The organism is Algoriphagus aquatilis, from assembly GCF_042657405.1.
Taxonomy (GTDB): Bacteria; Bacteroidota; Bacteroidia; order Cytophagales; family Cyclobacteriaceae; genus Algoriphagus; species Algoriphagus aquatilis.
Genome location: NZ_JBHSKS010000009.1, coordinates 48,842 through 75,015, shown reverse-complemented (window position 1 = coordinate 75,015; position 26,174 = coordinate 48,842). Strand labels below are relative to the sequence as shown.

The 26,174-nt window shown below is 43.0% G+C and carries 22 protein-coding genes; 15 read left to right on the top strand and 7 right to left on the bottom strand.

All coding sequences use genetic code 11. The annotated features are described in order from the left end of the window. Window positions 1-16: 16 nt before the first annotated feature. Window positions 17-1,144: an NAD(P)/FAD-dependent oxidoreductase gene (locus tag ACFPIK_RS12210; RefSeq protein ID WP_377915631.1), complete on the bottom strand. Its 1,128-nt coding sequence runs from the start codon at window positions 1,142-1,144 to the stop codon at window positions 17-19. 75 nt (window positions 1,145-1,219) lie between these two features. Here ACFPIK_RS12210 and ACFPIK_RS12205 point away from each other — a divergent pair, with 75 nt between their 5' ends. Then, window positions 1,220-1,699 (top strand): Mpo1 family 2-hydroxy fatty acid dioxygenase, encoded by a 480-nt coding sequence (locus tag ACFPIK_RS12205; RefSeq protein WP_377915629.1) that lies wholly within the window; start codon window positions 1,220-1,222, stop codon window positions 1,697-1,699. A gap of 27 nt (window positions 1,700-1,726) precedes the next feature. Here ACFPIK_RS12205 and ACFPIK_RS12200 read toward each other — a convergent pair whose 3' ends face one another. Next, complete coding sequence (locus tag ACFPIK_RS12200) at window positions 1,727-3,991, bottom strand: patatin-like phospholipase family protein (RefSeq protein WP_377915627.1); 2,265 nt, start codon at window positions 3,989-3,991, stop codon at window positions 1,727-1,729. Between the two features lie 200 nt (window positions 3,992-4,191). Here ACFPIK_RS12200 and ACFPIK_RS12195 point away from each other — a divergent pair, with 200 nt between their 5' ends. Continuing rightward, window positions 4,192-4,683 carry a DUF4494 domain-containing protein gene (locus tag ACFPIK_RS12195; protein ID WP_377915625.1) on the top strand — a complete coding sequence of 164 codons (492 nt, stop codon included), beginning with the start codon at window positions 4,192-4,194 and terminating at the stop codon, window positions 4,681-4,683. 37 nt (window positions 4,684-4,720) lie between these two features. On the opposite strand, the gene ACFPIK_RS12190 is transcribed toward ACFPIK_RS12195, so the two are convergent. Beyond that, complete coding sequence (locus tag ACFPIK_RS12190) at window positions 4,721-5,332, bottom strand: hydrolase (protein WP_377915623.1); 612 nt, start codon at window positions 5,330-5,332, stop codon at window positions 4,721-4,723. Between the two features lie 77 nt (window positions 5,333-5,409). On the opposite strand from ACFPIK_RS12190, the gene ACFPIK_RS12185 reads away from it, so the two are divergent. Beyond that, window positions 5,410-6,462 (top strand): PAS domain-containing protein, encoded by a 1,053-nt coding sequence (locus ACFPIK_RS12185; protein ID WP_377915621.1) that lies wholly within the window; start codon window positions 5,410-5,412, stop codon window positions 6,460-6,462. A gap of 50 nt (window positions 6,463-6,512) precedes the next feature. Here the strand turns inward: ACFPIK_RS12185 and ACFPIK_RS12180 are convergent, their stop codons facing one another. Further along, on the bottom strand, window positions 6,513-7,385 hold the full coding sequence (locus ACFPIK_RS12180; RefSeq protein WP_377915619.1) for an SDR family oxidoreductase: 873 nt from the start codon (window positions 7,383-7,385) through the stop codon (window positions 6,513-6,515). 79 nt (window positions 7,386-7,464) lie between these two features. Between ACFPIK_RS12180 and ACFPIK_RS12175 the strand changes: the two genes are divergently transcribed. Beyond that, window positions 7,465-8,265 carry a hypothetical protein gene (locus ACFPIK_RS12175; RefSeq protein ID WP_377915617.1) on the top strand — a complete coding sequence of 267 codons (801 nt, stop codon included), beginning with the start codon at window positions 7,465-7,467 and terminating at the stop codon, window positions 8,263-8,265. Window positions 8,266-8,313: 48 nt separating this feature from the next. Here the strand turns inward: ACFPIK_RS12175 and ahcY are convergent, their stop codons facing one another. Both ahcY and ACFPIK_RS12165 read right to left on the bottom strand, forming a co-directional pair. After that, on the bottom strand, window positions 8,314-9,633 hold the full coding sequence (gene ahcY, locus ACFPIK_RS12170; RefSeq protein ID WP_377915615.1) for an adenosylhomocysteinase: 1,320 nt from the start codon (window positions 9,631-9,633) through the stop codon (window positions 8,314-8,316). Window positions 9,634-9,709: 76 nt separating this feature from the next. After that, entirely contained in the window at window positions 9,710-10,474 is a 765-nt protein-coding gene (locus ACFPIK_RS12165; RefSeq protein WP_377915613.1) for a biotin--[acetyl-CoA-carboxylase] ligase, read from the bottom strand. Between the two features lie 60 nt (window positions 10,475-10,534). Here ACFPIK_RS12165 and rsfS point away from each other — a divergent pair, with 60 nt between their 5' ends. From rsfS to ACFPIK_RS12145, 4 genes are all read left to right on the top strand, one after another. Continuing rightward, window positions 10,535-10,882: a ribosome silencing factor gene (gene rsfS, locus ACFPIK_RS12160; RefSeq protein ID WP_377915611.1), complete on the top strand. Its 348-nt coding sequence runs from the start codon at window positions 10,535-10,537 to the stop codon at window positions 10,880-10,882. A 67-nt stretch (window positions 10,883-10,949) separates the two neighbouring features. Continuing rightward, window positions 10,950-13,031: an ATP-dependent zinc metalloprotease FtsH gene (gene ftsH, locus ACFPIK_RS12155; protein ID WP_377915609.1), complete on the top strand. Its 2,082-nt coding sequence runs from the start codon at window positions 10,950-10,952 to the stop codon at window positions 13,029-13,031. A 63-nt stretch (window positions 13,032-13,094) separates the two neighbouring features. After that, window positions 13,095-13,871 carry a UDP-2,3-diacylglucosamine diphosphatase gene (locus tag ACFPIK_RS12150; RefSeq protein WP_377915607.1) on the top strand — a complete coding sequence of 259 codons (777 nt, stop codon included), beginning with the start codon at window positions 13,095-13,097 and terminating at the stop codon, window positions 13,869-13,871. Then, on the top strand, window positions 13,868-14,698 hold the full coding sequence (locus ACFPIK_RS12145) for a hypothetical protein (protein WP_377915605.1): 831 nt from the start codon (window positions 13,868-13,870) through the stop codon (window positions 14,696-14,698). The genes ACFPIK_RS12150 and ACFPIK_RS12145 overlap by 4 nt, the downstream gene beginning before the upstream one ends. Window positions 14,699-15,036: 338 nt before the next feature. On the opposite strand, the gene ACFPIK_RS12140 is transcribed toward ACFPIK_RS12145, so the two are convergent. After that, complete coding sequence (locus ACFPIK_RS12140; RefSeq protein WP_377915603.1) at window positions 15,037-15,462, bottom strand: FKBP-type peptidyl-prolyl cis-trans isomerase; 426 nt, start codon at window positions 15,460-15,462, stop codon at window positions 15,037-15,039. A gap of 235 nt (window positions 15,463-15,697) precedes the next feature. Between ACFPIK_RS12140 and ACFPIK_RS12135 the strand changes: the two genes are divergently transcribed. The 7 genes from ACFPIK_RS12135 (at window position 15,698) to ACFPIK_RS12105 (ending at window position 25,910) form a co-directional block, all read left to right on the top strand. After that, entirely contained in the window at window positions 15,698-17,080 is a 1,383-nt protein-coding gene (locus ACFPIK_RS12135; protein WP_377915601.1) for a sigma-54-dependent transcriptional regulator, read from the top strand. After that, the gene (locus ACFPIK_RS12130; protein WP_377915599.1) at window positions 17,070-18,413 is read left to right on the top strand and encodes a sensor histidine kinase; all 1,344 of its coding nucleotides are present in this window, start codon (window positions 17,070-17,072) and stop codon (window positions 18,411-18,413) included. The genes ACFPIK_RS12135 and ACFPIK_RS12130 overlap by 11 nt, the downstream gene beginning before the upstream one ends. Before the next feature lie 108 nt (window positions 18,414-18,521). Beyond that, window positions 18,522-18,953, top strand: coding sequence for a PH domain-containing protein (locus tag ACFPIK_RS12125; protein WP_377915597.1), 432 nt, complete (start codon window positions 18,522-18,524; stop codon window positions 18,951-18,953). A 367-nt stretch (window positions 18,954-19,320) separates the two neighbouring features. Next, the gene (locus tag ACFPIK_RS12120; RefSeq protein ID WP_377915595.1) at window positions 19,321-20,613 is read left to right on the top strand and encodes a M20/M25/M40 family metallo-hydrolase; all 1,293 of its coding nucleotides are present in this window, start codon (window positions 19,321-19,323) and stop codon (window positions 20,611-20,613) included. 139 nt (window positions 20,614-20,752) lie between these two features. After that, complete coding sequence (locus ACFPIK_RS12115; RefSeq protein ID WP_377915593.1) at window positions 20,753-21,172, top strand: hypothetical protein; 420 nt, start codon at window positions 20,753-20,755, stop codon at window positions 21,170-21,172. A 190-nt stretch (window positions 21,173-21,362) separates the two neighbouring features. Beyond that, window positions 21,363-23,057: a SulP family inorganic anion transporter gene (locus ACFPIK_RS12110; protein ID WP_377915591.1), complete on the top strand. Its 1,695-nt coding sequence runs from the start codon at window positions 21,363-21,365 to the stop codon at window positions 23,055-23,057. Between the two features lie 60 nt (window positions 23,058-23,117). Continuing rightward, on the top strand, window positions 23,118-25,910 hold the full coding sequence (locus ACFPIK_RS12105; protein ID WP_377915589.1) for a formylglycine-generating enzyme family protein: 2,793 nt from the start codon (window positions 23,118-23,120) through the stop codon (window positions 25,908-25,910). Window positions 25,911-26,174: the final 264 nt, after the last annotated feature.

Below are 26,174 nucleotides of genomic sequence, written 5' to 3'. Positions count from 1 at the left end.
AAAGAAAAAAAACCAATTACATTTCTGAAAGTAGTTCAGACAACTCTTTTCCGACCTGCCAGCCAATAGCTACTCCCATTCCTCCCAATCGGACGGCAACTGCAGTAGTTGGACCAATTTGCTGGATGATAGGAGATTTCTTTGGGCCAAAGGCCATGATTCCAGTCCATTCCATGTCCCATTCCAACTCACGATAGGGTAAAATTACTTCCTTGGCCAATCGATCTAAATGGGATCTGATTGCCTGATTGACACCAAACTCAGTTGTGTTTTCTCCTTTGATGTCCTTATTCCTCGCGCCTCCCAACAAAAGACGTCCATCGACCTCCCGGAAGTAAACATAGCCTTTATCCATGTGAAATACCCCTTTCCAGGGTAAATCAAAACCAAGAGGTTTGCTCAATAAAATCAATCCTCTCCCCGGTTCCATCGGGCAATCCTTCCACAGTTTTTTGGTAAATGCATTGGTACAGACGGCAATTTTTCTTGCTCTGAATTCAAGGTGTTCTTGACCAATGGATCCAATAGCTTTTAGACTTCCTGACTCTTGATCAATCTCTTCGACAGAAATGCCCGTGAGAATCTTAATTCCAAGACTTCCCGCTTTTTCCCAAAGTGAATTTAAATAAGCAGCGGGATCCAGCTCGCCTTCAAATCTATTTTTGATGACCGCTTTAACTTGGTCAGAAAAGCCAAATTTGAGTGGGTTTTTGACCAATGAAAAAACTTCTTTTTTGAATACTTTCTTCAGTAAGTGATTGATTTCCTCGATTTGTTCGACAGCCTTAAGGGAATCTTGATCTAAGATTTCATATCCATTTCGATGCTGATAGCGCAGTGCTTTCTCACCAAAGTGCTTTTTGATCTGCTTCAGTCCATGGTACCTTCTTTCTACAAGTTCAACGACCTCATCCGGCGACATTGACCAAAAATCATCCAAAATCTCTGTCAAGCTCCCAAAGCAGGCAAATCCTGCATTTTTGGTGCTCGCACCAGTTGGAAAATTTCCTCTTTCTAGAATAAGGACTTTTGCTTTAGGATATTCCTTTTTGAAATGAATGCCAGCTGACAACCCGGTAAATCCGGCGCCAACCACAATCAGGTCATAGGTTAAAAAGTTTTTTTGCTCCCAATAACTCAACATGATTTGAGAAGATTTAATATTTGACGCGAGTTGGTTAATTTGTGCCGAATCTAGCTTAATTAAACCCAAAAAACCATGAGAAAAATTGACGAATTGCTTTCAGAATATGGAGAAAGCCACCAAAATAACACGAATAAACTGATCCATTGGATCTGTGTTCCTGCCATTTTTTTCAGCATAGTTGGTTTGATATTTAGTATCCCATCAGGGTTTTTAGCCGAACTGCTCCCATTTATGGGATATTTTGCAAACTGGGCAACTTTTGCCATCATATTGGTTTTGTTTTACTACCTATCTCTTTCTGTGCCTTTGACTTTGGGGATGTTTTTGTTCTCTGCATTTTGCCTAGCTCTTGCCAATTTCCTGGCACTAACATTCCCCGGCAAACTCCCCTTTATCAGCCTTGGAATATTTGTCATCGCTTGGATTTTCCAGTTTTATGGACACAAAATCGAAGGAAAAAAACCTTCCTTCTTTAAGGATTTGCAATTTCTTATGGTTGGACCTGCTTGGCTGATGCACTTCATCTACAAGCGGATAGGAATCGTATATTGAAAAAAATAAGGGCCAGTTGACTGGCCCTTATTTTTTTTGGTCACCAAATAATTCCACTAATCTTTTTAAGGATTGCATGTTATCTCTAGTATTCAAACTTGACACAATCGACTTTTTCTCACTTGCCGTCAGTCTCCAGTTAAGCGAAGCACGAGGACTACTATCCGAGTAACCATTCGACGAATCAGTAAGGATTTTTGAAGGAGCATATTCAAACTCTATCCGCTCCACCCCAAAAGGCATCGATTCCGACAAATAATTGAATAGTACCTCATTTTGAATTGTCTGCACATTATCCCAATTCACATAAATATTTTTCAAGGGAGTAAAGACTTTTTCTAGAATTCGCGGCAATTCCTTGGCAGGGATCTCTGTGTTTTTTTCCGAATCCCGAATTGTGATCATCACTACACCGCTTGTATTCTGAGCAATCCAATCTTTGAACACATAGACAAATCGTAGCGCATCTTGTATTCCAAAATTATCAGAAAGGCCTGTATCCATTGTCTTCATGACCGGATTGGAGGGAAGCTCCACATTGGGAGTGACAAATGGAAATGTAGCGCTCATTCTCAGAGCACTCAAAAAACGTAGATTATCCGGATCATGATTTTCAAAAAACCTTCGGAAATCAATGGATTGTTTTTTCTCAGCTTTTCCGGAAATCCCTTCCGCAGATACTCCCAAAAAAGACATCGAATGAGGAGAAATGACCAACTTTCTGCCATCATTGGTAATCAAGGCAGTCACCGGCATCATGGGAATTTGAGCCTTGGCTTCAGGTTCTCGATAGTCCTTTAAAGGCTTATCTAAAATGCCCTTGGTGTTTTTATTGAGCTGATCTTCAAAAGCGAAACCTCTATCCTTAAGATATCCACGCCCCCGGTAGTCAAATTTTTGATTTCGGATCAAAAGATCATTTACCAATAGGGTAAAAATGATCGGATTTAGATTATCAGAGGCAATTTGGTCCAGAAAAATGGAGTCCGAAGGATCAAATAACTGATCAGTCTGGGAGCGGAGATAGAGCTCTCGAAAGAAAGCTTCTCCCAACACCCCGCCCGAAGCACCGGTATAAAGTGCCGACCGACTGGTCACAGTCCCATGGGTAACTTTATGAATTTCCTGTAAAACGCGTAAAGTCCAAAGGGCGGCACGTTGTCCGCCACCACTGGCCGAAACGATCACCAACTTAGGTAAAGAATCATTGGGAAATTTAGCTTTCCAGTTTTCCAAAATCCGAATCACATTCTCTTTGTCTTTCTCGACAGTATCCTGATGAGTCAATAAATCCAATCTACCCAAGGTATATGAGGCCGCATGGGCTGAATAGTCTAATCCAAACGCTTCATGTGGCCTGTTTAAAAAGGAAAAATTAGAAAAATAATTCGCAAGGAGGATCAAAGAAAAAACCACAAACGTAGCCCATTTTCTTAACCAGAAGCTAATAGCACCAACTGCCATCACCAGGATAGACAGCAAAAGCATTGCACTCATTGCAGCAGGAAATTGCAAAATCTCCTGCTCTTTGAAAATTCCCAAAAACCAAACTAGCGAAACCAAAAACACCTGGATAAAGAACAGATGTAGGTGATTTTGATTAAATACCCTTAAGAGGTGGGCCGTTTCAAACTTTGAAATATCAGGACTGACCTCTAAAAGGTTAAGCTTGAGATTAAGGTAATACTTCACTGTATTGACCTCTTTTTCGGATGTTTTGAATTTGCTGAGCAAACCTTTTTTTCCGGATCTGGCTTTTCTGAAACGCTGATCCACGCTTTCTGAAAAAATCAAAAAGAAATCCTTGTTGGTAAGTCCAAAATACGAGAATATCAAAGCATACGCGAGGATACTCCCTATAGCAAATCCAAGATAAAGGGACACAACATCCCAATCCGATGGAAGGTCATTATTGAGTTGAAAAGCTACAAATCTGATGGTGTAGAAAAGATAAAATGCAAAAGGAACGATAGAATTATTGACACAAAAATGAATAAATGGACGTCTGAGAACAGCTAAAAACTTAAAACGACGGCCTTCCAGGATATAAGTAGTCATGTGAAACGCCATGGTAAACATGGCCAAGCCTATTCCCATCAAGAAAAAACTTAACCAAGAAACCTCATGGAGATATTCCGGATCCAAAAACAGAAAAGGAATACCCAATACCACTCCAAAGTTTTCGCTTACAATCAAAATAAGAAGTCCCCAAATCAGAAGTAAGGCTAGATTTTTTCTTAAGTGCAGTAATAATAACTGAACAGGAAAGCTGTAAAGAATCCGATCTTTCATAGGGGTTTATTGTCGAAATAAGTTACTTCATTTTGGACTCGCATTCCAAATGAAGAGGGGCTATCAAATGAACATTTAAAGCTAGATAACTGGCTATCAAGGACTGCCTGAATTTTCCTATAGGAAAAGAAAATTAATCTGTCATTTTTATGGAGGGATAGGCGCAGATAAGGTAGATTCGAAGGTTAAAAAATGTAAGCATGAGAATTTGGTTTTTGTGTAAAGTAAAATATGCGAAAGAGACCGAAGATGGTCTTTTGAAAAGCATTTCAGAGCAATATTTGGTTGATGCTGTCTCCTTTACTGAGGCAGAAGCCATCTTATATGATCGACTAGGATCTCAGATAAGAGGTGATTTTCAAGTAACTGGCATCAGTAAAAGCAACATTGTGGACGTGTTTTACTACGAGGATGCCGACATCTGGCACAAGTGCAAAGTCACATACTTAATTGCTGACGGGGACAGTGGAAAAGAAAAGAAAGTGATTCAATACATGATCGTCACAGCAGAAGATGTAAAGCAAGCTTATGATCGGATCCAAGAAAGTTTGAGCAATATGCTAGTTAGTTTTCGTGTGCCTGACATCACCGAAAGCTCAATAATTGAAGTTTTTCCTTTTGAAAAAGATGAAGTCAAAGATCAATTGCCTCCGGGGAATTTTCGGCCTGTAAATCAGGAGGAAGAAATCTAAATCTCAGACCGCAGGACATCAGCCTGCGGTCATTTTTTTAGCTCAAATCTGCATTGGCCTGGTGCGAAATGACAAAGGAGATCAAGTCCTCCACTGTCATCGCTGCCCGCTCAGCCGCATCCTGAATATCTTCGCGGCTCACTTGAGCAGCAAAAGTCTTGTCCTTGAGCCGCTTTTTGACACCTTTTACCTCCATTCCCACATATCCTTCCGGGCGCATTAGGGAGTACGCATGTACAAATCCACTCAATTCATCAAACGCATAAAGCATCTTATCCATGAGTGACACAGGCTCCACCCCAAAATATCGGGGGCCATGAGAGGCTATGGCACGGATCATAGCCGGATCCACATTCCTGCATTCAAGTTCTTCGATGATTTTTCGGCAATGCTGATCTGGCCACTGGTCCCAATCTGCGTCATGAAGCAGGCCAGACTGGTACCACATCGCTACTTCCAAATCGGACAATCCCAACTCTTTTGCATAAGCCCCCATCAAGTGTGCGACTTGTTTCATGTGCACTTTGAGTCGGTCATTCTTGACCCAATCATCCAAAATCCCTTTTGCTTCCTCAGGAGAAAGTATTTTACCCGAATTTTCGGCCTTTCCAAATTCCTGTCGATTTAAATACAAAACACTTTCTTGCATTTTAAATATATATTTATGTATTTCGAAATATATTTTTATATTTTTGTTATCTATCTCAACTAAAGGAAACAGGCAGAATGCAGGATTTAAAATCCATAAAGCTTCTAGAGAATCTGGTATTGTCCTCAGATTATTATCTGCAGGTCACCTTGGATAAGTCCGGAAGAGTGCTTTCTACCCATTCCGGAATAGGCCCTGTTCCGTCACTTTTTGATTCTAAAGAAAAGCAAATTTTCTTCCCAGATTGCTTTCTGTCTTCAGATTGGTCAAAATACGAAAGTCAAAGGCAAAAGGCATGGAAGAATAATCACCTTTCATTTACAGTTGAGCTTCAAAAAATCAATCACCCTGAAGACACTACCTCACTTACTAAATGGGAATTTTTTTTCATCTCTCATGAACACGGGACATGTTTGGGTATTGGACATCCACTGGAGCCACTTAAACCTTATTCTTTAGGAATTGGAGAGTTTATCGAAGGAACCAATCAATCCAATGAACTACTCAATACCTTATTGGAAAACAAACTTTTAGGATTTTGGGATTTTGATCCGACAAAAAAAGAAGAATCGATCAGCAATGGATTAGCCCATATTTTGGGCTACAATCAAAAAGAAATAGAGGCTACTGGTAAAATCTCATGGAGAAAACACATCCATCCAGATGACTACTTAAGTCTTGTCAAAAGTCTGGATGCCCATACTCATTCTTCAGGAGACTTGCCATTCAAAAAAGAGTTTAGGCTAATTTCCAAGGGAAAGCAAACCGTTTGGGTAATTGGTTTTGGCAGGACTACCCAATGGAATGAAGTAGGTATGCCCATAAAAATTCAAGGCTTACTGATCGATATTACCGAAAAAAAGAAACAAGAGATCTGGCTTAAAGAACATCATTATTTCTTAAGAGACTTAGCCTTTCATCAGTCGCACTCACTTAGAGCAAGAGTGGCAAATATCCTTGGCATTTTAGAAATCTTAGACCTGGAGGACAATTCCCTTGAGACTAAAAAGCTCTTGTCAATCCTTAAAAAAGAAACCCAGATGCTGGACACTTCTTTGAAAAAGAGTATTAAAGAATCTGTCCAGCAAAATGAAACCTGGGAACGAGGTATCAAAAACCAAGAGTCCTAAATTCCTGATTTGCCATTTTGACTTCAGATAGCCCCAAATCACTTTGGGGCTCATTGCTTTTTTCCTCGGGTTGCCTCCATCATATCCCACATCTCTTGAGGTATCATATCTAGATTATTGAACTCTCCGGCACCTTTTAGCCATTCTCCTCCATCTATGGTCATCACTTCACCGTTGACATAAGCAGAAAAGTCAGAAACCAAATATGCCGCAAGGTTGGCTAGCTCCTGATGCTCTCCTACTCTTCCTACTGGTACTTTTTTGGCGGGGTCAAACTTTTTTACCAAATCTCCTGGCAACAACCTGCTCCATGCCCCTTCTGTAGGAAATGGACCTGGAGCGATCGCATTAGATCGGATACTATACTTCGCCCATTCCACTGCCAAGGACCTTGTCAACGCCAGTACACCTGCTTTGGCAGCCGCCGAAGGAACCACATAGCCCGAACCTGTCCATGCATAGGTTGTGACAATATTTAAAAACACACCCGGTTGCTTATTGGCAATCCAGTGCTTGCCTGCAGTCAAAGTAACTTGGGAAGTACCTTTTAGGACAATATCCAAAACAGTATTGAATGCATTCACTGACAATCGCTCGGTAGGGCTAATAAAATTACCTGCAGCGTTATTTAACACCACATGAATTTCTCCAAACCTTGCTACAGACTCTGACCACATTGACTCTACTTGAGCGATATCCCTTACGTCACAGGAGAGAGCTAACACTTCTCCTCCTTTTTTTGCCATCATCTCTTTAGCTGTTTCCTGAAGTACGTCCAGCTTTCTTGAAGTGATCACCAAATTTGCTCCTAACTCTAAAAAGTACTCCCCCATTGATCTACCAAGACCCGTGCCCCCTCCTGTAATGAGTATATTTTTACCCTTAAGTGAGCCTTCTTTCAACATACCGTCTGTAAAATTCATGTCTTTAGCTTATTTGGATTTTTCCCAAGTTAGTATTCAGGCGCGGAAATTGAAAGGAAACAATAAGCAGACAAATCTTATGGCACGGTTGTATATTTTCCTTTTTTTCGTCCTTTTGGCCTCCTCCTGCACCGAAGAAGAAAGCAGGACCATTTCCACTGACTTAAGTGTAGAGGCCCTCCAGCATTTCAAGCTTTCGAAAGCATTTTCGGAAAGTATTTACCTTGGAAACATTTCCTATCAGGATTATTTCCGAATCAGTTCTGCCGAACTCCCCGGATGTCCGACCATCGATCGAAGCTTGCAATCTAGAATCATCACCTTAGATTATTCCAAGCCTCTCGAATGCACACAAGAAAACAACAAAACAAGAACAGGCAAAATCATTCTTGACTTCACTCTTTCAAATACCAGTTCACCGACTTGGATCATGACCTATGAAGAATATAGTGTGGAAGGAATTAAGGTTTCGGGAACAAGGCAATTCAGGGCTATCACATCCAATGAAACAGAGGCTAGCTTTGAAAATTTAGAAATCGAATTACCCAAAAACCTCGCTTTCCTGATTAAAGGAAAAACAAATCATTCTGTTTCCAGGGCTAATTTTAGACCTTTTGCGCTCAGCACACGTGGAAATTTAGAAGGTATAAATCCCGCTGGACGTAATTTTAATCTAGTAATTACTGAGCCAAAAGAACAACTCTTTGCCTGCTACAGGCAAGGTTGGTTTTTGACACAGACAGGTAAAGAATCCATAAAAATAGCTAGAGGCATCGAAAGAGATGTGGTCTACACTACCACTTACCAAACCCCCACTGGATGTAATCCAAACGTAACCGCTATTCTGCCTGATGGCCGAATTTTCCTACTCAATCCATAAAAAAACCCGGACTTTCATCCGGGTTTTCAAGTATAAATCCTTTTGATTTTAGTATCTGTAGTACTCAGGCTTGAATGGACCTGATACCTCTACACCAATGTATTGAGCTTGATCCGAAGAAAGGGTATCTAATTCCACGCCCAACTTTGCCAAATGAAGCGCTGCCACTTTTTCGTCAAGATGTTTGGGCAGTACATAGACACCAGGCTGATAGCTCTTGTAATTTGCCCATAGCTCCAATTGAGCCAAGGTCTGATTGGTGAAGGAATTTGACATTACAAATGATGGGTGACCTGTTGCACAGCCAAGATTTACCAGACGACCTTCAGCCAATACGATAATTTCTTTACCATCGATCTCGTAAAGGTCCACCTGAGGCTTGATCACGTTTTTGGTATGGCCATAGTTCTTGTTCAACCAAGCCATATCAATCTCATTGTCAAAGTGGCCGATGTTACAAACAATCGCCTTGTCCTTCATTGACTTGAAATGCTCACCTGTGATGATATCCTTGTTGCCTGTAGCAGTCACCACAATATCAGCTTCTTTCACCGCATCAGCCATTTTCTTGACAGCAAATCCATCCATTGCAGCCTGAAGCGCACAAATCGGATCGATCTCTGTAACAATTACACGGGCACCAGCACCTCTCAAAGAAGCAGCAGAACCTTTTCCAACGTCACCATAACCGGCCACTACAGCTACTTTTCCAGCCATCATCACATCGGTAGCACGACGAATCGCATCCACCAATGATTCCTTACAGCCATATTTATTGTCAAATTTGGATTTGGTCACAGAGTCGTTTACGTTGATCGCAGGCATAGGAAGCGTTCCGTTTTTCATGCGCTCATACAATCTGTGTACCCCAGTGGTAGTCTCTTCAGAAAGTCCTCTGATCCCAGCGACCAACTCAGGATATTGATCAAGCACCATATTGGTCAAGTCACCTCCATCGTCCAAAATCATGTTCAATGGCTGCCTTTCTTCTCCAAAAAATAGCGTCTGCTCAATACACCAGTCAAATTCTTCAGCAGTTTGGCCTTTCCAGGCATACACTTGAATACCTGCCGCTGCAATAGCTGCCGCAGCGTGATCTTGAGTAGAAAAAATATTACATGAAGACCAAGTCACCTCAGCACCCAAAGCGACCAAGGTCTCAATCAACACGGCAGTCTGAATAGTCATGTGCAAACAGCCTGCTACTCTCGCACCTTTCAAAGGCTGCGAAGGACCAAATTCAGCTCTCAGGGCCATCAGACCCGGCATTTCGGCTTCTGCCAATCTGATTTCTTTTCTTCCCCACTCAGCTAGGGAGATGTCTTTTACTTTGTACTGGATAAATTTTTCAGATTTGATTTCTGACATGTGATTGATTGTTAAAGAATTAAAATCTTGAATTGGCCGCAAAGTTATCAGATAAAATCGTGATTCGGAAATGTGATTAAAATTTAGGGAATGTGATCTCCTTCAATCCAAAGGCCTTGATTTTACCGCCCTCCAATTCGATCATTAAGCTTCCCGAAGGATCAATCCCTATAATTTTTCCCTTAAATGGAGCACCGGAAGCACTAAATTGCACCCATTGCCCCATCAGGTATAAATGCTGCAAATATTCCATTTTGATCTCCATCAACTTATTCTTTTTTAGCGCCAAATAGGATTGTTCTAAATAGACAATTAAAAGTCTAAAAATCTCCTGTAGATCGAACTGACTCCCTGTCACACTCGCCAAAGAACAGGCAGAAGAAACAGAAAAAGAATTTTGATTTACATTCAGTCCTATTCCTACCACAGCATGCTCCCATCCACCTGAACTCACCACATTTTCGATCAGGATTCCTCCCAATTTACCCACTCCTGGAACCACCAGATCATTAGGCCATTTTACTTTTAAATCGGGAATATATTGTTGAAGCAAATTTCTGATACCATTGGAAACCATCATATTGAGATAAAACTGCTCACTCAGGTCCAAAAAAGCAGGTTGAAGTACCAGGGAGAACGTAAGGTTCATTCCTCCTGTGGTCTCCCATGAATTTCCCCTCTGTCCCCTACCCTGAGTCTGATGCTCACAAATGACAATACTACCCTCTCTTGCCTTACCTTGCCTGATCTGTTGTAGAGCGATGTCATTGGTCGAGTGACACTCTGGCAGGAAAAGAACATCTTTCCCCAAAAAAATCGTGTTGGCAAGAATTTTATACATTAATTTTCAGTTCGGTTAGTTAAATAGAAATCAGCCGAGGCGTAAAATTAACTCAATACTATGACAGCAGAAGCGCTGAGCAAGGTAATCGTCAAAGGAATGGAAGAAAAAAAAGCTTCTGACATCTTGGTGATGGACCTGAGAACAATCAAAAATACAGTAGCTGATTTTTTTGTGATTTGTTCTGGAAATTCGGACACTCAAATTGACGCCATTTCCAAATCAATCGAAGAAGAAGTTTACAAAGCGGGTGAAAGTTCCGCTTGGAAAGTAGAAGGAAAATCAAACGGACAGTGGGTTCTCATGGATTATGTCAATGTGGTAGCCCATATTTTCCTTAAAGAAAAGCGAGAATTTTATGGATTGGAAGAGCTATGGGGAGATGCCAAAACCACCCGGATCCGATAAATATAACCATGAACTTTCGGGTGTTTAATCCGTTTTAGCATAAGTTTAAAGAATTATCAAAAAAGCGATGAGCGAAAAAAATAAGAATAAAAATTTCACCCCTAAAGCCCCACAAAAGCCCAATTTTCAACTTTGGTTGATTATTGCTGCTGTGATGGTTCTTTTGGGACTTACTTGGATCCAACAGCGAGGCGCCGTTATAGACATCACCCAAAAAAGATTCGAAGACATGTATCGCGCAGGAGATGTGGCCAAAGTGGTCATCGTCCGCAACATGAATCGTGTCGATATTACGCTGAAACCAGCTGCACTCCAAAACAGCAAATACAAAACCGAACTAGAGGCCAATTCTTCTTTCTTCAACCCAGCTGGACCTCATTATTCCTTACAAGTCACCACCTCTGACAAGTTCCAGACAGATTTCCAAGCCTTGGAAAGTGAGAAACCGGAAGGAGAGCGAATAGGAGCTTCTGTCACCAATGAAGAGAACTGGAGCAACTATTTCGGAAGCTTTGGCTTTCTGATCCTTCTTTTCGTGTTCTTCTGGTTTATGATGCGCCGAATGGCAGGTCCTTCTGGCCCAGGTGGACAAATTTTCAATGTCGGCAAATCAAAAGCACAGCTTTTTGATGCAGAAAACAAAGTAAAAATCACATTTGACAACGTAGCAGGCCTTGATGAAGCCAAGGAAGAAATTCAGGAAATTGTAGAATTTCTAAAGAACCCATCCAAATTCACCAAGCTGGGAGGAAAAATTCCAAAAGGAGCACTTCTCGTAGGCCCTCCAGGTACCGGTAAAACTTTGCTTGCAAAAGCGGTGGCTGGGGAAGCAGGTGTGCCTTTCTTTACACTTTCAGGTTCTGATTTTGTGGAAATGTTTGTGGGTGTGGGTGCAGCACGGGTACGTGACCTGTTCAAGCAAGCAAAGGAAAAAGCACCTTGTATCATCTTCATCGACGAAATCGATGCGATCGGTCGTTCAAGAGGCAAAGGTCAAATGCCAGGATCAAATGACGAGCGTGAAAATACGCTTAACTCGCTACTGGTAGAAATGGACGGCTTCGGAACCGACTCAGGCGTCATCGTACTGGCAGCTACCAACCGTCCAGATGTACTGGATAGTGCCTTATTGAGACCAGGACGATTTGACCGTCAGATATCCATTGACAAGCCAGATATTGTAGGCCGAGAGGCAATCTTCAAAGTTCACTTGAAGCCAATCAAAATCTCTGAAGATGTAGATGCTAAAAAATTGGCAGCACAAACTCCGGGATTTGCAGGCGCCGAAATCGCCAACGTGTGTAATGAAGCGGCATTGATCGCTGCAAGAAGAAACAAAGCAGCAGTCGATATGCAGGATTTTCAAGATGCAGTAGACCGTGTGATTGGTGGATTGGAAAAGAAAAACAAAATCATCTCTCCGGAAGAAAAGAAAATCGTGGCCTACCACGAGGCTGGTCATGCAGTGGCTGGCTGGTTTTTGGAGCATGCAGATCCATTGGTTAAAGTATCAATCGTACCACGTGGAGTGGCAGCCTTAGGCTATGCGCAATACCTTCCAAAAGAGCAATTCCTCTATCAAACCGAGCAACTCATCGATGAGATGTGTATGACACTTGGTGGTAGAGCTGCTGAAGAAATCATCTTTGGAAAAATATCCACGGGAGCACTTAGTGACTTAGAGCGCATTACCAAAATGGCTTATTCGATTGTATCCGTGTATGGCATGAATGAGAAACTTGGAAATATCTCCTTCTACGACAGCAAAGCGGATGGATACAAAATGACCAAGCCTTATTCTGAAGCTACCGCGGAGATGATCGATCAGGAAGTTAGCAAGTTGATCCAGTTTGCCTACACCCGAACGTTAGACTTGCTAAAACACCATAAAGTTGAGTTAGAAACCTTAGCAAAAGAGCTTCTTGAGAAAGAGATCCTTTTCCAATCAGATTTGGAAAAACTCATCGGCAAGCGTCCTTTCGAAAAGGAAACTACCTATCAAGCCTTTACCAATAAAAAAGATAAAGTCGTTGAGGAGGCAGTAGTGGAATCTGAAGCAAAACCAGAACCAGAGGCAGCAACTTCAACAGCAGAGGAGAAAACTCCTGAAATTGCCCCTCCTGTAACAGACGAAAAAACAGAAAATTAATACAAAGAGCCCCAAACCACTTGGGGCTTTTTTATTTTTGTTCTCCGACCCTATCTTTAGTCTATGCTATCCCCCATTTTGGACTTTCCCCTTCACGGTAAAAAACTATTTTTCGCATCTGATTTTCATTTGGGAGCACCCAGCCATCAAGCAAGTAAAGCCAGAGAAAAACGAATCATCCGCTGGCTGGATCAAATTTCCGAAGAGGCCGCTGCCGTTTTCTTGGTTGGTGATATTTTCGACTTTTGGTTTGAATATGCGGAAGTGATCCCAAAAGGATTCATTCCATTTATTTCCAAGATCTCCCAACTTCGTGACCGAGGCATTCCTGTGCTTTTTTTTACAGGAAATCACGACCTATGGATGAAGGATTACTTTACGGTGGAATTAGGAATTCCTGTCTATACCCATCCCATTGAGATCACGGTCGAAGGTAAAAAAATCCTGGTAGGCCATGGAGATGGATTAGGACCGGGAGATCAAACCTATAAAATCCTGAAAAAGTTATTTACAAATCCCTTTGCCAAATGGCTTTTCAAATGGCTTCACCCTGACTTGGGCATCCGTCTTGCAAAAGCTTGGTCAGGACATAGCCGGATCACGAATAGTTCGAAAAATGAGAATCATTTTTTAGGCGAAGATGAGTGGCTTTGGCAATACTGCAAAGAGGTAGAAAAAAGAGTGCATCACGACTACTACATATTTGGACACCGCCACTTGCCACTTGAACTGGAGGTTGGGAAAAATGCAACTTACTTCAATCTCGGGGAATGGGTGAGCCAAAATACCTACCTCGAATTTGACGGTAATACAGCCAAATTAAAATCTTTTGAAAAATGAGAAAGCTGATTTGGTTGGTAATGATTTTACTTCCCGGGCTTTTGAACGCACAGGAAAAAATCAGCTGGACCACTCCAACAGCTATCCTTACCATCAGCCAACCTGATTTGATTTCTTTAGATTCTCGAGATCAGATTTTTGTAAGTAGCCAAACAGGTGATATCTTCCTTTTTGACCAAAAAGGGAATCAACTTAACCTCTTTTCTCCTCCTCGGCAGGGAAAATTGCAGCAACTTGAAGCCGCTTGGACGGTAAACATCTTCAGCTTTTCAGCAGACCTTCAGGAATACCGGATACTTGACCGCTTTCTCAATCCACTTGCGGAAAACACTTTTCTTCTAAATGATATCACCCTACCTAAAGCAGCTACTTTAGGAAATAATAACATCATCTGGATTTGGGATGAATCAGATCTTTCCCTAAAAAGTCTCAATTACCTGCAAAAGCAAATTATCCAATCCCAACCCCTCAATCTGATATTAGATTCTCCCACATTGAATGTCCGCGAAATCAGGGAAATCAAAAACCGACTTTACCTCAACATTCCAGATTCGGGGATTTTCATTTTTGACAATCAGGGGAATTTTATACAAAAGCTAACTATCCAAGTAGATCAGAAGCTTACATTTTACAAAGAGCGGATTTTTTGGTTGGAAGAAGATCTGCTCAAGAGCATTTCGCTACGCACACTTGAAGTGTCAGATCATGGAGTAGTGCCAGTTGCACAAGCTAAATCCATCCAAATCGGTCAGGAAATCTTGGTAATACAAACCGATACGGCGATACAGATTTTTGACCTGCCTCAAGAACTGAAAAATTTGAAATGATTGGTTTTTAAAGCCTAGGAAAGAAAAACCTTCTCAGTCCATTTCGGTATCAATCCTACATTCCTTATTGCTTTCTAAGCACAATCTCTTTTCTTAAAACCACTGTAAACACCGTGTTGACTTAGTTTTTTATTTAGTCCAAATGAAGTTTTTTCTTGATGCCTTAGCGCCTTAGTGGCAAAAACCCTTTTCTCAAAACCACAGTAGACACCTGGTTGACTTAGTTTTTCTATTTAGTCCAAATGAAATTTTTTCTTGATGCCTCAGCGCCTTAGTGGCAAAAAATAAAAAAACCGACCGAGTTTCCCCGGTCGGCTGTCATTTTTTTACTCATCAAATCAATTGATAGAGACCAGTTCAATGTCAAAAATCAGATCCCTACCCGCTAACTCGTGATTGGCATCCAAGGTGATTTTTTCCTCATCCACAAATACCACAGTCACCGGCATCGGATGACCTCCTTCTCCTTGAAGCGTTAATTGCAACCCGATTTCTGGTTGAATATGTGGTGGGACTTGGTTCAACGGCACATCAATCATCATATCCTGACGACGCTCTCCATATGCCTCGGCAGCTGGAATGGTCACGGTCTTCTTATCTCCGATCACCATGCCGTACACGGCCGCATCAAATCCCTTGATCATATTTCCGTCTCCCAATGTAAAACTCAATGGCGACCTGGATACAGAGGAGTCAAAAATGCTCCCATCATCCAACCTTCCGGTGTAGTGGACCGCTACTGAGTCCCCCTTCTTTGCTTGCATGTGCTTGTCTTTTTGTGAAGCCCAAAGGTAGAGATAAACGCACAATTTGCAGCAGGATTTCCGCTGGGGGTTCAAAATAGGAGAGCCTAGTCAAAAAGTGGGATCAAAGCGGACAGTGTGTCCGAAAACAGTATAAAATCGTACAAATTCGAACACTTTATCCGAAAAATCTATCCAAATTGCCTTTAAATCCACTTGGCATCATTTTCCCCCAAGTACCTCCAAACAATCAACCATGGAAGCGCAAAACCTCGGAAAAATCCTGATCATCGACGACAACGAAGACTTGCTCTTTGCCGCGAAAATGCTTTTGAAAAAGCACGCCAAAGAAGTCATGATCGAAAAAGATCCACGCAGGATTCCTTTTTTGATCAACAACAACAGCTTTGATGTCATCCTGTTGGACATGAACTTCCGGGAAGACACCACTTCGGGTAAAGAGGGTTTTTATTGGCTGAGCCAAATCAAGGAAATCGATCCAAAAGCCGTGGTCATTTTGATCACAGCATTTGGCGACGTGGAAATGGCCGTTCAAGCATTGAAAGAAGGTGCTACAGACTTTATCCTCAAGCCTTGGCAAAATGAAAAACTCATCGCAACGCTCCATTCTGCGTTAAAACTGAAAGAAAGCTACAATGAAGTGGACCAACTTCAAAAAAAGCAAAAAGCCCTACAAACAGATCTTAAGAAGCCCTACTCCGACATTATCGGAAGCTCGGCTTCGATGAAAAACATCTTTTCCATCATCGACAAAGTAGCACAGACAGATGCTAATGTGTTGATTTTGGGAGAAAACGGAACGGGAAAGGAACTCATCGCCAGAGCAATACACGACCGATCTCATCGAAAAGATGAAATCTTCGTCGGAGTGGATATGGGGGCAATTACCGAGACACTTTTCGAATCCGAACTCTTCGGACATAAGCGAGGTGCCTTTACCGATGCCAAAGATGACCGTGCGGGCCGCTTTGAAGTGGCTGACCAAGGCACGCTTTTCCTGGATGAAATCGGCAACCTTTCTATGCCCTTACAGTCCAAGCTCTTGACAGTCCTCCAAAAAAGAGAGGTAACAAGAATCGGTACCAACAAACCCATTCCAGTCGATATCCGACTGATCTGCGCGACCAATATGCCTGTGCACGAAATGGTACAGGACCATACCTTCCGCCAAGATTTACTTTACCGAATCAATACCGTGGAGATATTTCTTCCTCCACTCCGCGAGCGTCAGGATGACATTCCACAACTTGCCACTCATTTTCTGAAGCAGTATTCTAAGAAATACAGAAAGAATTTCACCGGCTTCAAACCGGCTGCAATGGAGCTGTTGCAGCGCTATTCTTGGCCGGGAAATATCCGTGAACTTCAGCACGCCATCGAGCGAGCAATCATCATGGCTGAGGGCAACGAACTGGATTCCAGAGATTTCTTCTTCCTTTCCGCCAAACCTTCCTCCGAAAAGGCACCCACCGCTGCCACCTTAAATTTGGACGATATGGAGCGTAGCACCATTCAGCGGGCCATTGACAAAAACGGAGGAAACATCTCCAAAGCCGCCAAGGAACTCGGTCTTACCCGAGCTTCACTTTACAGAAGACTGGAAAAATATGGATTATAAAGTCGGCTTGCTGGGCAGGATTGCCTTGATGGCAGCATCCTTGTTTTTCCTTGCCTTTGGCATTTCGGGAGAGTGGGGAGTCTTTATGATTTCCCTTTTCCTCATTTTGGTTGTATTCCAGATCGTTTTTCTGCTTAGATATTCTGAGAGTTCCTTTAAAAAAGTGCGTCTTTTTCTGGACAACATCAAGCAAGACAAATACACCCAACTCTATCCGGTCAAGTTTGACGGGACAGAGACAGATGATCTGCATATCGAATTCAACGCGATCTTGGCAAAACTAAAAGAAGACCAAGCAGAAAAAGAAGCCAACTACCAGTACTTCCGATCTGTCTTCAAGCACCTGAGCATCGGTCTGATCACATTTGGTGAAAATGGAGAAATCCAGATTCTAAACGTCGCAGCCAAGCGCATTCTCAATGTAGACGAGCTCAAAAACATCTCTGAGATCGAACAGGTCAACAAAGAACTTCACCTTGCCATCCAAAACCTCCGTACCGGAGGAAGCGAACTCATCAAAATCGCTCATCCTGACGGGATCATGCAGCTATCGGTCTACGTCATCGAATTGCTAATGAGAGGGGAACGGTTCAAGCTCGTTTCCTTGCAAAACATCCAATCCGAACTCGAGGAAAAGGAAATGGAAGCCTGGCAAAACCTCGTGAAAATCCTGACTCACGAGATCATGAATTCCATCGCTCCGATCTCCTCCCTGGCAGGTACCCTGAAAGGAGAACTCGAAGATCGAATCGAAAATAATCAATCCCTGAGCCCGGCAGACATGGAAGATTGCATGATGGGCATCAGCACGATCGAAAAGCGAAGCCAAGGTCTGATCAGCTTTGTGTCAGATTTCAGAAGTCTAGCCCATATTCCCACGCCCAAGTTTGGCAGTATCGGGATTTCCAGACTATTTGACCAACTGGAGATTTTACTCCAAAATCAACTCGAGGCCCAAGGAATCACGCTTCGAAAGGAGCTCAATCCTAACGAATTGATCCTATTCGGAGATCAGCATCAAATCGAGCAGGTATTGATCAATTTGCTTCAAAATGCCATTCAGGCTTTAGAAGATTCCGAGGAAAAAATCATCACCCTAAGTGCATTCATCGATGAGGCAGGCAAGATCATCATTGAGGTGACTGATACCGGGAAGGGAATCGAAGAAGAAGCCTTGAGCAAGATTTTCATTCCCTTTTTCACTACCAAAAAGAAAGGTTCGGGCATCGGACTTTCCCTTTCCAAGCAGATCATGCGCCGGCACAAAGGGAATATTCAAGTTCGCTCCACCCTAGGAGAAGGCACGACTTTCAAGCTTATTTTTAATGGATAAAATGAAGTAAACAGTGTCAGAAAACAGTCTTCAGATATTAAATCCTATAAAACATTGATCGAATAGGCTACAATTCTAACCAAGAGAAAAGAAAATCAGGCATAGAAAATGAAAATCTATAAGGCAAAAAAGGGTTCGTTGATCCAGAGCACTATCCTTCTTTTGGCAGGCTTGCCTTTTTTTATTTACCTGACAGACAGCAAGACGATTGAAACAAACCCGATTATTCTCTTACCCCTGATTTCACCGCTTGTATTCATCCTGTGGTTTTATCTGGGTACTAGCTATAAACTGGAAAGCGGTCAGTTGTCTTATAAAAGTGGGTTTATAAAAGGCAAAATTCCCGTTTCAACAATCCGAGAAATACATAAGCACACTACCCTTTGGGCAGGACTTAAACCTGCACTTGCCAGCGGAGGCATTATCATCCAATACGGAAAATTTGATGAAATCTATATTGCCCCAGAAAATAAGGAGGAACTGATAAAGGATCTGGTAAACCTCAATCCCTCGATCAAGATTTTGGAAAAGGACAACTAGTTTTAGCACATTCAGCTTTTAAATCGACTTCCAAGAAGTCAATTTGCCAAATTCTAAAATTTGAATATCCGCAATCTTACCACCAAGTAGATCCTTGGCTCTAAGAGCGCGGATATTCGTCAACTGACCACAGACGACAGTCCACAGCATTTCTAATCGGACTTCAATCCTTATCTTATTTGGTTACTGGTAGAAAAGCGGATAATCAGATCCTAAAAAAAGAGTAATCCATCAATTTCCAGGTTACAAATTCTTTCGCTAGAAAAAAATTGACCAAGGAGCTTAATCCTTTAAATTCGAGATTGAAAAATCCAGCTCGTCTTCACCCCACACCGAGCGTTTCTTCCGACCCATTCCCCCATTTCCCATGCGATTGCTCTTTCTTTCTATCTCGATTTTATTACTTGCTGGTTCTGGGTTTTCCCAAACCTCCTCATCCGCAAAGGGAGGTAACTACACCCAAGAAGCCAAAAAACTGAAAGATCATCCGGCCATCCAATCTGCTTTTGAAGAAATCGAACGACTCAATCCTCAAACCATCGAGGAGTTAATCCTCCTTAATGAAATTCCCGCTCCGCCTTTCGGAGAATCCAAGCGTGGAGAAAAGTACCAAGAATTGCTTCAAGCAGCAGGAGGAGTAACCGTTTGGAAAGACTCCATCGGGAATATTCTCGCACTGAGAAAAGGAACGGAAGGCAAGCGCACCATCGCTCTGGATGGACACCTCGATACGGTTTTCCCGAAGGAAACCGATGTGAGCGTCAAGAGAAGAGGGGATACGCTTTTTGCTCCTGGCATCGGAGACAATACTCGCGGCCTTATGGTGGTACTCACCGTCCTGAGAGCTCTAGAAAAGGCCAAAATCCAAACCAAAGACAATATTTTGTTTGTGGCCTCGGTAGGCGAAGAAGGCAACGGCGACCTGCGCGGAGTCAAGTACCTCGTGGATCGTGGAGATGTGGATCTCCATGGATGGATTTCCATCGACGTTTCCGGAGTGGGGTTGGTTGCCAACCGTGGCACAGGCTCGCTCCGCTACAAAGTAACAGTTTCCGGTCCGGGAGGGCATTCTTGGGGAGACTTTGGCTTGGCCAATCCTCACCATGCCTTGGGTCAGATGATTCATGCCTTTTCAGATGCAGCCAGCCAGTTTACTTCTTCCGCCACATCCAAAACCACTTTTAATGTGGGCAAAATCGGCGGAGGCACGTCAGTAAATTCCATTCCTTTCGAATCCTGGATGGAAGTGGACATGCGATCAGAAGAAGACCATAACCTAAGCAGCATGGATTCGATTTTCAAAAGCTCCATTCAACAAGCCTTGCAGGAGTATAATGACAACCGAAATACAGGCCCAGCCCTGACGCTTCAATTAGACCAAATTGGCTTTAGGCCCTCAGGAATGACACCCGAAGGAAGTTCACTTGTACAGCGATCCAAGGCAGCATTAGACGCCTTTGGCCAACGTCCTCGTTTGGGAATCATGTCTGGAAATGCCAATTGGCTCATGTATCGGAGCATCCCCGCAGTGACAATCGGTTGGGGAGGTCAAAGTGATAAGGCTCACTCCCTCGATGAATGGTGGATGGACGATCACGGCACATTGGCCATCAAACCAGCTCTTTTGACTTTGGTAGCGGAATCAGGAATAAAGGACTAATCAGAAAAAAAAATATCCTTCTATCGAAAAATTCAAGTTTGGGCATTTTTCATCTGACTCTAAAAAATCCTACAACCTTCTTCCCTCTTTCCCCGCTTAAATAGCTTGTAAAAATCACACAACTTAACCTTTACAAGCTATGAACGGAAGTTACAAAGGAGTCATGCTGGGAACCATCGTGTCTTGGATCCTATTTGGAATTATCGGTTTTGGACTTTGGGGCTGTCCGACCTACAACGTCTGGCAACAGGAGATGTCCGGTCGGGCGGAATTTGCCAAGGCTGAACAAAACAGACGCATTCTTATTGAAGAAGCGGCTGCCAACTTGGAGGCAGAAAAACTCAACGCCCAAGCCGAAGTCGAGCGCGCCAAAGGTGCCGCCGAGGCTATTGCAATTGAAAATGGCGCTATCTCTGAAAAGTACATCCAATACCTGTGGGTAAGACAACAGAAAAACCTCTCAGACAAAACGGTCATTTACATCCCGACCGAAGCTAATCTGCCGATTTTGGAATCTACCCGTGGACTTCAGATTCCTCAAGTTCCAAAACCTGAATAGCATCTAACTTTTAACCTTGGGGAGATTTCTTTTATTCTCCTGCTCAAAAAAATAGAATCAAGCGGAGCAAGATGCTCCGCTTTTTTTGTGTGGAATAGAAGGTTGTAAATGAGTAAATCCTTATCTGACTTTTTAAAAAAAATGATTACTCTTACTTCTAAGAGGAAAGCCTGGAAGTCAAACCTTTCCTATGCCAATCACCCAAAACTTCATGAATCTACCTCTAGACTTCAAAAAACACTTCCCTATTCTGCAATGGCTCTCAGGGTATTCCTGGATCTTATTTCGTTATGACCTTTTGGCAGGAATTACGCTAGCCTCTTTTGTCCTACCCGAATCGATGGCCTATGCCCAATTAGCTGGCCTTCCTTCAGAGGCAGGGATCTATTGCTGCATCATTGGAGGGCTTATGTTTGCCTTTTTCACCACTTCCAAACAAATGGCAGTAGGGCCTACCTCCGCGATTTCATTAATGGTCGGCACCACGGTGGGGATACTTTCCGAAGGCAACTTGCAGCAGGCCATCGCCATAGCATCCCTCACTGCATTTGCCATTTTTGCGCTTTGCCTTATAGCCTATTTTTTGAAATTAAGCTCTTTGATGAGCTTTGTAAGCGAAAACATCCTAGTTGGATTCAAAGCCGGGGCAGCATTGACAATCATTTCTACCCAACTTCCAAAGGTCTTTTCGGTGGAAGCAACCGGAAGCAACTTTTTCATCCGAATGTATGAGCTTACGACTGAACTTACTGAAACAAATGCCAGCGTATTAGTTTTCGGCATAATGGTTTTTGCTCTTTTAAGATTGGGCCATCGATTCTTCCCCGGAAAACCCATTTCGTTGTTGGTTGTAATAGTCACTTTACTCCTTTTTGGCCTGTATCCTCTTGCAGAACAAGGCTTTAAAATGGCAGGAGAAATCCCAATGGGATTTCCAGAATTCAAGAGGCCAAGTGTTCGATTTGAAGACATTGACGGGATTTTTGGACTCGCTTTAGGTTGCTTTTTAGTAGGCTATGTGGAGACTGTATCGGTTGCCCGCACTTTTGCCGAAAAACATCGCTACTCGGTCAATCCACAGCAAGAATTACTTTCCTTAGGTATGGCTAATCTCGGCACCAGTCTTACTGGAGCCTATCCGGTAGCAGGAGGCCTATCCCAATCCACTGTCAATGATTCCGCAGGTGCCAAAACACCCATGGCCTTGATCCTTTGCTCGGGTATCCTACTTTCAGTTTTGCTCTTTTTCAGCCAAATGCTTAAAAACCTTCCGGAGGTATTGTTTGCAGTAGTCGTGATTGATGCGGTGATTGGGTTAATCAAAATCAAGGATCTTAAGGAACTCTATTCCCTTCAAAAAGGAGAATTCAACATTGCCTTGGTTGCGATATTGGGGGTTTTGGTTTTTGGAATTTTGAAAGGCGTGTTGATCGCTGCCCTGTTTTCTATTTTGGTTTTGATCGTGAGATCTAAGAATCCACATGTGGCTATTTTAGGTCAAATTCCAGGTACTGAAGTCTTCTCTGATATCGAGCGAAACCCGACTAATACCGAAATCAATGGGCTAAAAATCCTGCGAATCGAATCCAATCTGTTGTACTTCAATGCCGAATTTGTAGCACATCAGATCCTTATACTCTCCAATTCGACAGAGGTTCACACTGTGATTTTGGATCTATCCTCTTGTCCTTTTGTAGACATTTCCGGAGGAAAAACCCTGGTCAAAATCAATGAAGAGCTAAAAGCTCAAAATAAAGAGTTGAAGATCGTAGGAGCTTTGGCTGAGGTAAGAGATATCCTGAGAAAGCTACACCTCGAAGATGAAATCGGAAAAATCAGTCGTCGGGACACGATCAAAGACGCAGTGCTACGGGTGAGGAAATGAAGTTCCTACTTTGAAAAACACCCTACTTTGCCTAAGTTAAATCCGACCCAAAATTCAACCATGAAGCAAGCAATCCCATTCACCCTAATCGTATTTTTTGGCACCATTACCTCACTTTTTGCTCAAAATCCGATTCAGAATATCCTTTTGGATTCAAATCTCAGAGTTCGTGCAATCCAACTTGGAGATCAAAAAATCGACCTAAATCCTCCCACTCCGCTGATCAGCTATTCGGTCGGTGAAGAGCAATTTTCTACCTCCTTCCCTTCTTCGAAACTCACCTTCAGTCTTGAGAAAGTCAACCGCCTAGACGGAGAACTTGAATGGATCCTGAGTTTTACCAATACCTCCGCTGACACAATTCAGCTGCATAATGTGTATCCTTATTCAGCGGAAAAAACCGAAGCCTTGATCACTGGAAAAGGAAAACACTCCCTTTCCCGTACCCATCTATTCCTGCCAAATCGCTCCCCTGTCAATGTGATTGTACCTGACAATGCCTGGGAACTCGGCTATGCAGCCATTTCTATTTCAGAAAAAGATAAGGTCGCTGCCTTAACTCGCAGAGATCGTGAAAGCATCCAAAACGGTACCCGCCGACGCTTCGAAACCGTCCTTTTTCCAGGTGGAAAAGTGAATTATCACCTCTACGCGGTGAGCTACTCAGGAGACTGGCAAGTGGGTTTGACTCGTGTTTTTCAGGAAAAAATGCTCTTTGATCTTGCCGAATTTGACAATTCACTTTTTGAACGAGAGGATCTCCAATGGATTCGGCACAGCTATGTGATGCATCTCATGTATGCCTGGGACAAGTTTTATTACGACCTGGAAAAGGGAGAATACACCCTTCAGGACTTTCTGAACCGGGGGAAAAAGCTCTACGGTGGAGACGAAGTCATCAGCATTTGGCCGACTTGGCCAACCTTGGGACTGGATCAACGCAACCAGTTTGACCTTTTCAAAGACCTACCCGGAGGACTGGAAGCCATGAAGAATCAAGCAAGCTTAAGCAGGGAAAAAGGTACTCGGTTTTTTGTATGCTACAATCCTTGGGACGAAGGCACCAACAGCAAAAACCACTTTGAAGGGTTGTACGATCTGCTTTTGGCGACTGATGCGGATGGAGTAGTTCTAGACACCAAAGCTGAAGCTGGGAGAGAATTTCAGGACGCGGCAGATCGGGTTAAGCCAGGTGTGGTCATGTACAGCGAGGGAATGGCGATTCCCAAAGCTATGCCGACCATCGTCTCTGGAAGAGTTCATAATGCCCTCTACTACCCTCCCATGCTCAACCTGAACAAGCTGATTAAACCGGAATTTGCCATCTTCCGGGTAGCAGAACTATTCAAGGAAAAAATCCGGCGGGAATTTGCCACGGCTTTTTTCAACGGCTACGGGACCGAGCTCAACATCATGGCACCTGGTCAACCGGACTGGGTAGAAGAGCAATATGCTTTCCTAGGCAAAACCAGCCGAATTCTGAGGGAGAACACCTTTAATTTCACTTCCAGAGGATTTACCCCGCTGCTGCCTACACGAGTAGACAGCCTTTGGGTAAATGAATGGAAATCCAACGAAAAGACCCTGTACACCATTTACAGCATCCGGCCTCAGGGATTTAAGGGGTTGCTTTTTAAGGTAGAACCAAAAGAAGAAACCCATTTTGTGGATTTGTGGCATCACAAACTCCTGACTCCGCTGGAGAAAGATGGAAAGTGGTGGATCGAGGCACAGACAGAGGCTTACCCTGAGTATGAACTCGGTACCAACAATGAAGGCGCGGTGGATTGCATCGCTCAATTACCAATCGTACTTAAGGCGAGTTTAGATGGGGATTTTCTGAATATTCAAACTTCGAGAAGCAAGGGACAAATTCGAGTTTGGGCAAGTGCGCCAAGCTATGCCAAGGATGCCTTGGAACTTGAGGCAAAAGTGCAACACGTCCGTATTTCGGAGCACTTTGGGAGATTCGAAGGGGATTTGGTGATTCAGTATTTGGAGGATGGAATTTTGGTGGACGAGACGATCGTAAACTTAAAACCTGGAACGCCAAGAAGGATTTCCAAGGTGGGAAAAACAGCTGCCGCCAATTCCAGCCCAAAAGGAATGATCCGGATTCCAGCAGGTGAGTTTGAGCTGAAAACCACGAATGGAGATGCCTTTATTCCTTATCCCAAGCAGGATGAGGGGAAAATCTTGAGCATTGGATCCTTTTGGATGGACAAACATCCTGTGACCAATGCGCAGTTTGAAGCCTTTTTGAAAGCCAGCAAGTACACTCCTTCTGACACCGCCAATTTCCTAAAGCACTGGAAAAACGGAAAAATTCCATCCGGTCAGGAAAATCATCCCGTCATTTATGTCAGCCTGGAAGATGCCAAAGCCTACGCTCGTTGGGCGGGTAAGCGGCTTCCTACAGAGGCGGAGTGGCAATACGCAGCACAGGCAGGACAAACTGGCAGGGAATGGCCTTGGGAGCAAATCACTCCTGTGATCCGCAGACTAGAACCCGTCACCGAGACCTTGACTTTTGTGCATCTGGAAGGAATAGATTCCACCTTGGTCAATCTTGGAAATGGAAAATTGGACGCTTTCGGCAGCTATCCCAAAGGAGCCAATCCACTTGGAATCGAAGACTTGGTCGGTTCGGTCTGGCAACTCACCCAAGACGAGTATATGTCCGGGAGTCACCGCTACATCATTCTAAAAGGAGGCTCCTATTTCAAGCCATCGGGTAGCTGGTGGTATGTGCAAGGCGGACCAAGAGAACTGACCCACAGGCAGCAACTGCTTCGGGTCGGTCAGGGATTTGAGCGAAATGCGACGGTGGGGTTTCGGTGTGTGAGGGATTAATAATCAAATGCTCAAGTAGACATTTAAATCAAGTTTTAGAAATTAAAAGTCTAAAACTCAAATCATAATTTTTCAAAAAACCATTGAGAAATACAGGATAAATAAACCTAGTAGCCGCAATAGATTTATTTACAGATTATTATATTTTTCAACCTGTTTTTTTTATTTAAAATTACATACCTTTTGAAGTGCTTTTCATCTGATATAAAGTGGATTATCAATAAATGATATGTGCTTTAGATGAAACAGGTGGATTTTGGGTTT

Excerpts from the sequence above, each read along its gene's own strand:
- ftsH (WP_377915609.1), top strand. The coding sequence starts at position 10,950 with ATGAGCGAAAAAAATAAGAATAAAAATTTCACCCCTAAAGCCCCACAA.
- ACFPIK_RS12210 (WP_377915631.1), bottom strand. The coding sequence starts at position 1,144 with ATGTTGAGTTATTGGGAGCAAAAAAACTTTTTAACCTATGACCTGATT.
- ACFPIK_RS12205 (WP_377915629.1), top strand. The coding sequence starts at position 1,220 with ATGAGAAAAATTGACGAATTGCTTTCAGAATATGGAGAAAGCCACCAA.
- ACFPIK_RS12185 (WP_377915621.1), top strand. The coding sequence starts at position 5,410 with ATGCAGGATTTAAAATCCATAAAGCTTCTAGAGAATCTGGTATTGTCC.
- ACFPIK_RS12120 (WP_377915595.1), top strand. The coding sequence starts at position 19,321 with ATGCGATTGCTCTTTCTTTCTATCTCGATTTTATTACTTGCTGGTTCT.
- ACFPIK_RS12190 (WP_377915623.1), bottom strand. The coding sequence starts at position 5,332 with ATGCAAGAAAGTGTTTTGTATTTAAATCGACAGGAATTTGGAAAGGCC.
- ACFPIK_RS12110 (WP_377915591.1), top strand. The coding sequence starts at position 21,363 with ATGCCAATCACCCAAAACTTCATGAATCTACCTCTAGACTTCAAAAAA.
- ACFPIK_RS12115 (WP_377915593.1), top strand. The coding sequence starts at position 20,753 with ATGAACGGAAGTTACAAAGGAGTCATGCTGGGAACCATCGTGTCTTGG.
- ACFPIK_RS12140 (WP_377915603.1), bottom strand. The coding sequence starts at position 15,462 with ATGCAAGCAAAGAAGGGGGACTCAGTAGCGGTCCACTACACCGGAAGG.
- ACFPIK_RS12145 (WP_377915605.1), top strand. The coding sequence starts at position 13,868 with ATGAGAAAGCTGATTTGGTTGGTAATGATTTTACTTCCCGGGCTTTTG.
- ACFPIK_RS12150 (WP_377915607.1), top strand. The coding sequence starts at position 13,095 with ATGCTATCCCCCATTTTGGACTTTCCCCTTCACGGTAAAAAACTATTT.
- ACFPIK_RS12200 (WP_377915627.1), bottom strand. The coding sequence starts at position 3,991 with ATGAAAGATCGGATTCTTTACAGCTTTCCTGTTCAGTTATTATTACTG.
- ahcY (WP_377915615.1), bottom strand. The coding sequence starts at position 9,633 with ATGTCAGAAATCAAATCTGAAAAATTTATCCAGTACAAAGTAAAAGAC.
- ACFPIK_RS12195 (WP_377915625.1), top strand. The coding sequence starts at position 4,192 with ATGAGAATTTGGTTTTTGTGTAAAGTAAAATATGCGAAAGAGACCGAA.
- ACFPIK_RS12165 (WP_377915613.1), bottom strand. The coding sequence starts at position 10,474 with ATGTATAAAATTCTTGCCAACACGATTTTTTTGGGGAAAGATGTTCTT.
- ACFPIK_RS12135 (WP_377915601.1), top strand. The coding sequence starts at position 15,698 with ATGGAAGCGCAAAACCTCGGAAAAATCCTGATCATCGACGACAACGAA.
- ACFPIK_RS12175 (WP_377915617.1), top strand. The coding sequence starts at position 7,465 with ATGGCACGGTTGTATATTTTCCTTTTTTTCGTCCTTTTGGCCTCCTCC.
- ACFPIK_RS12125 (WP_377915597.1), top strand. The coding sequence starts at position 18,522 with ATGAAAATCTATAAGGCAAAAAAGGGTTCGTTGATCCAGAGCACTATC.
- ACFPIK_RS12180 (WP_377915619.1), bottom strand. The coding sequence starts at position 7,385 with ATGAATTTTACAGACGGTATGTTGAAAGAAGGCTCACTTAAGGGTAAA.
- rsfS (WP_377915611.1), top strand. The coding sequence starts at position 10,535 with ATGACAGCAGAAGCGCTGAGCAAGGTAATCGTCAAAGGAATGGAAGAA.
- ACFPIK_RS12130 (WP_377915599.1), top strand. The coding sequence starts at position 17,070 with ATGGATTATAAAGTCGGCTTGCTGGGCAGGATTGCCTTGATGGCAGCA.
- ACFPIK_RS12105 (WP_377915589.1), top strand. The coding sequence starts at position 23,118 with ATGAAGCAAGCAATCCCATTCACCCTAATCGTATTTTTTGGCACCATT.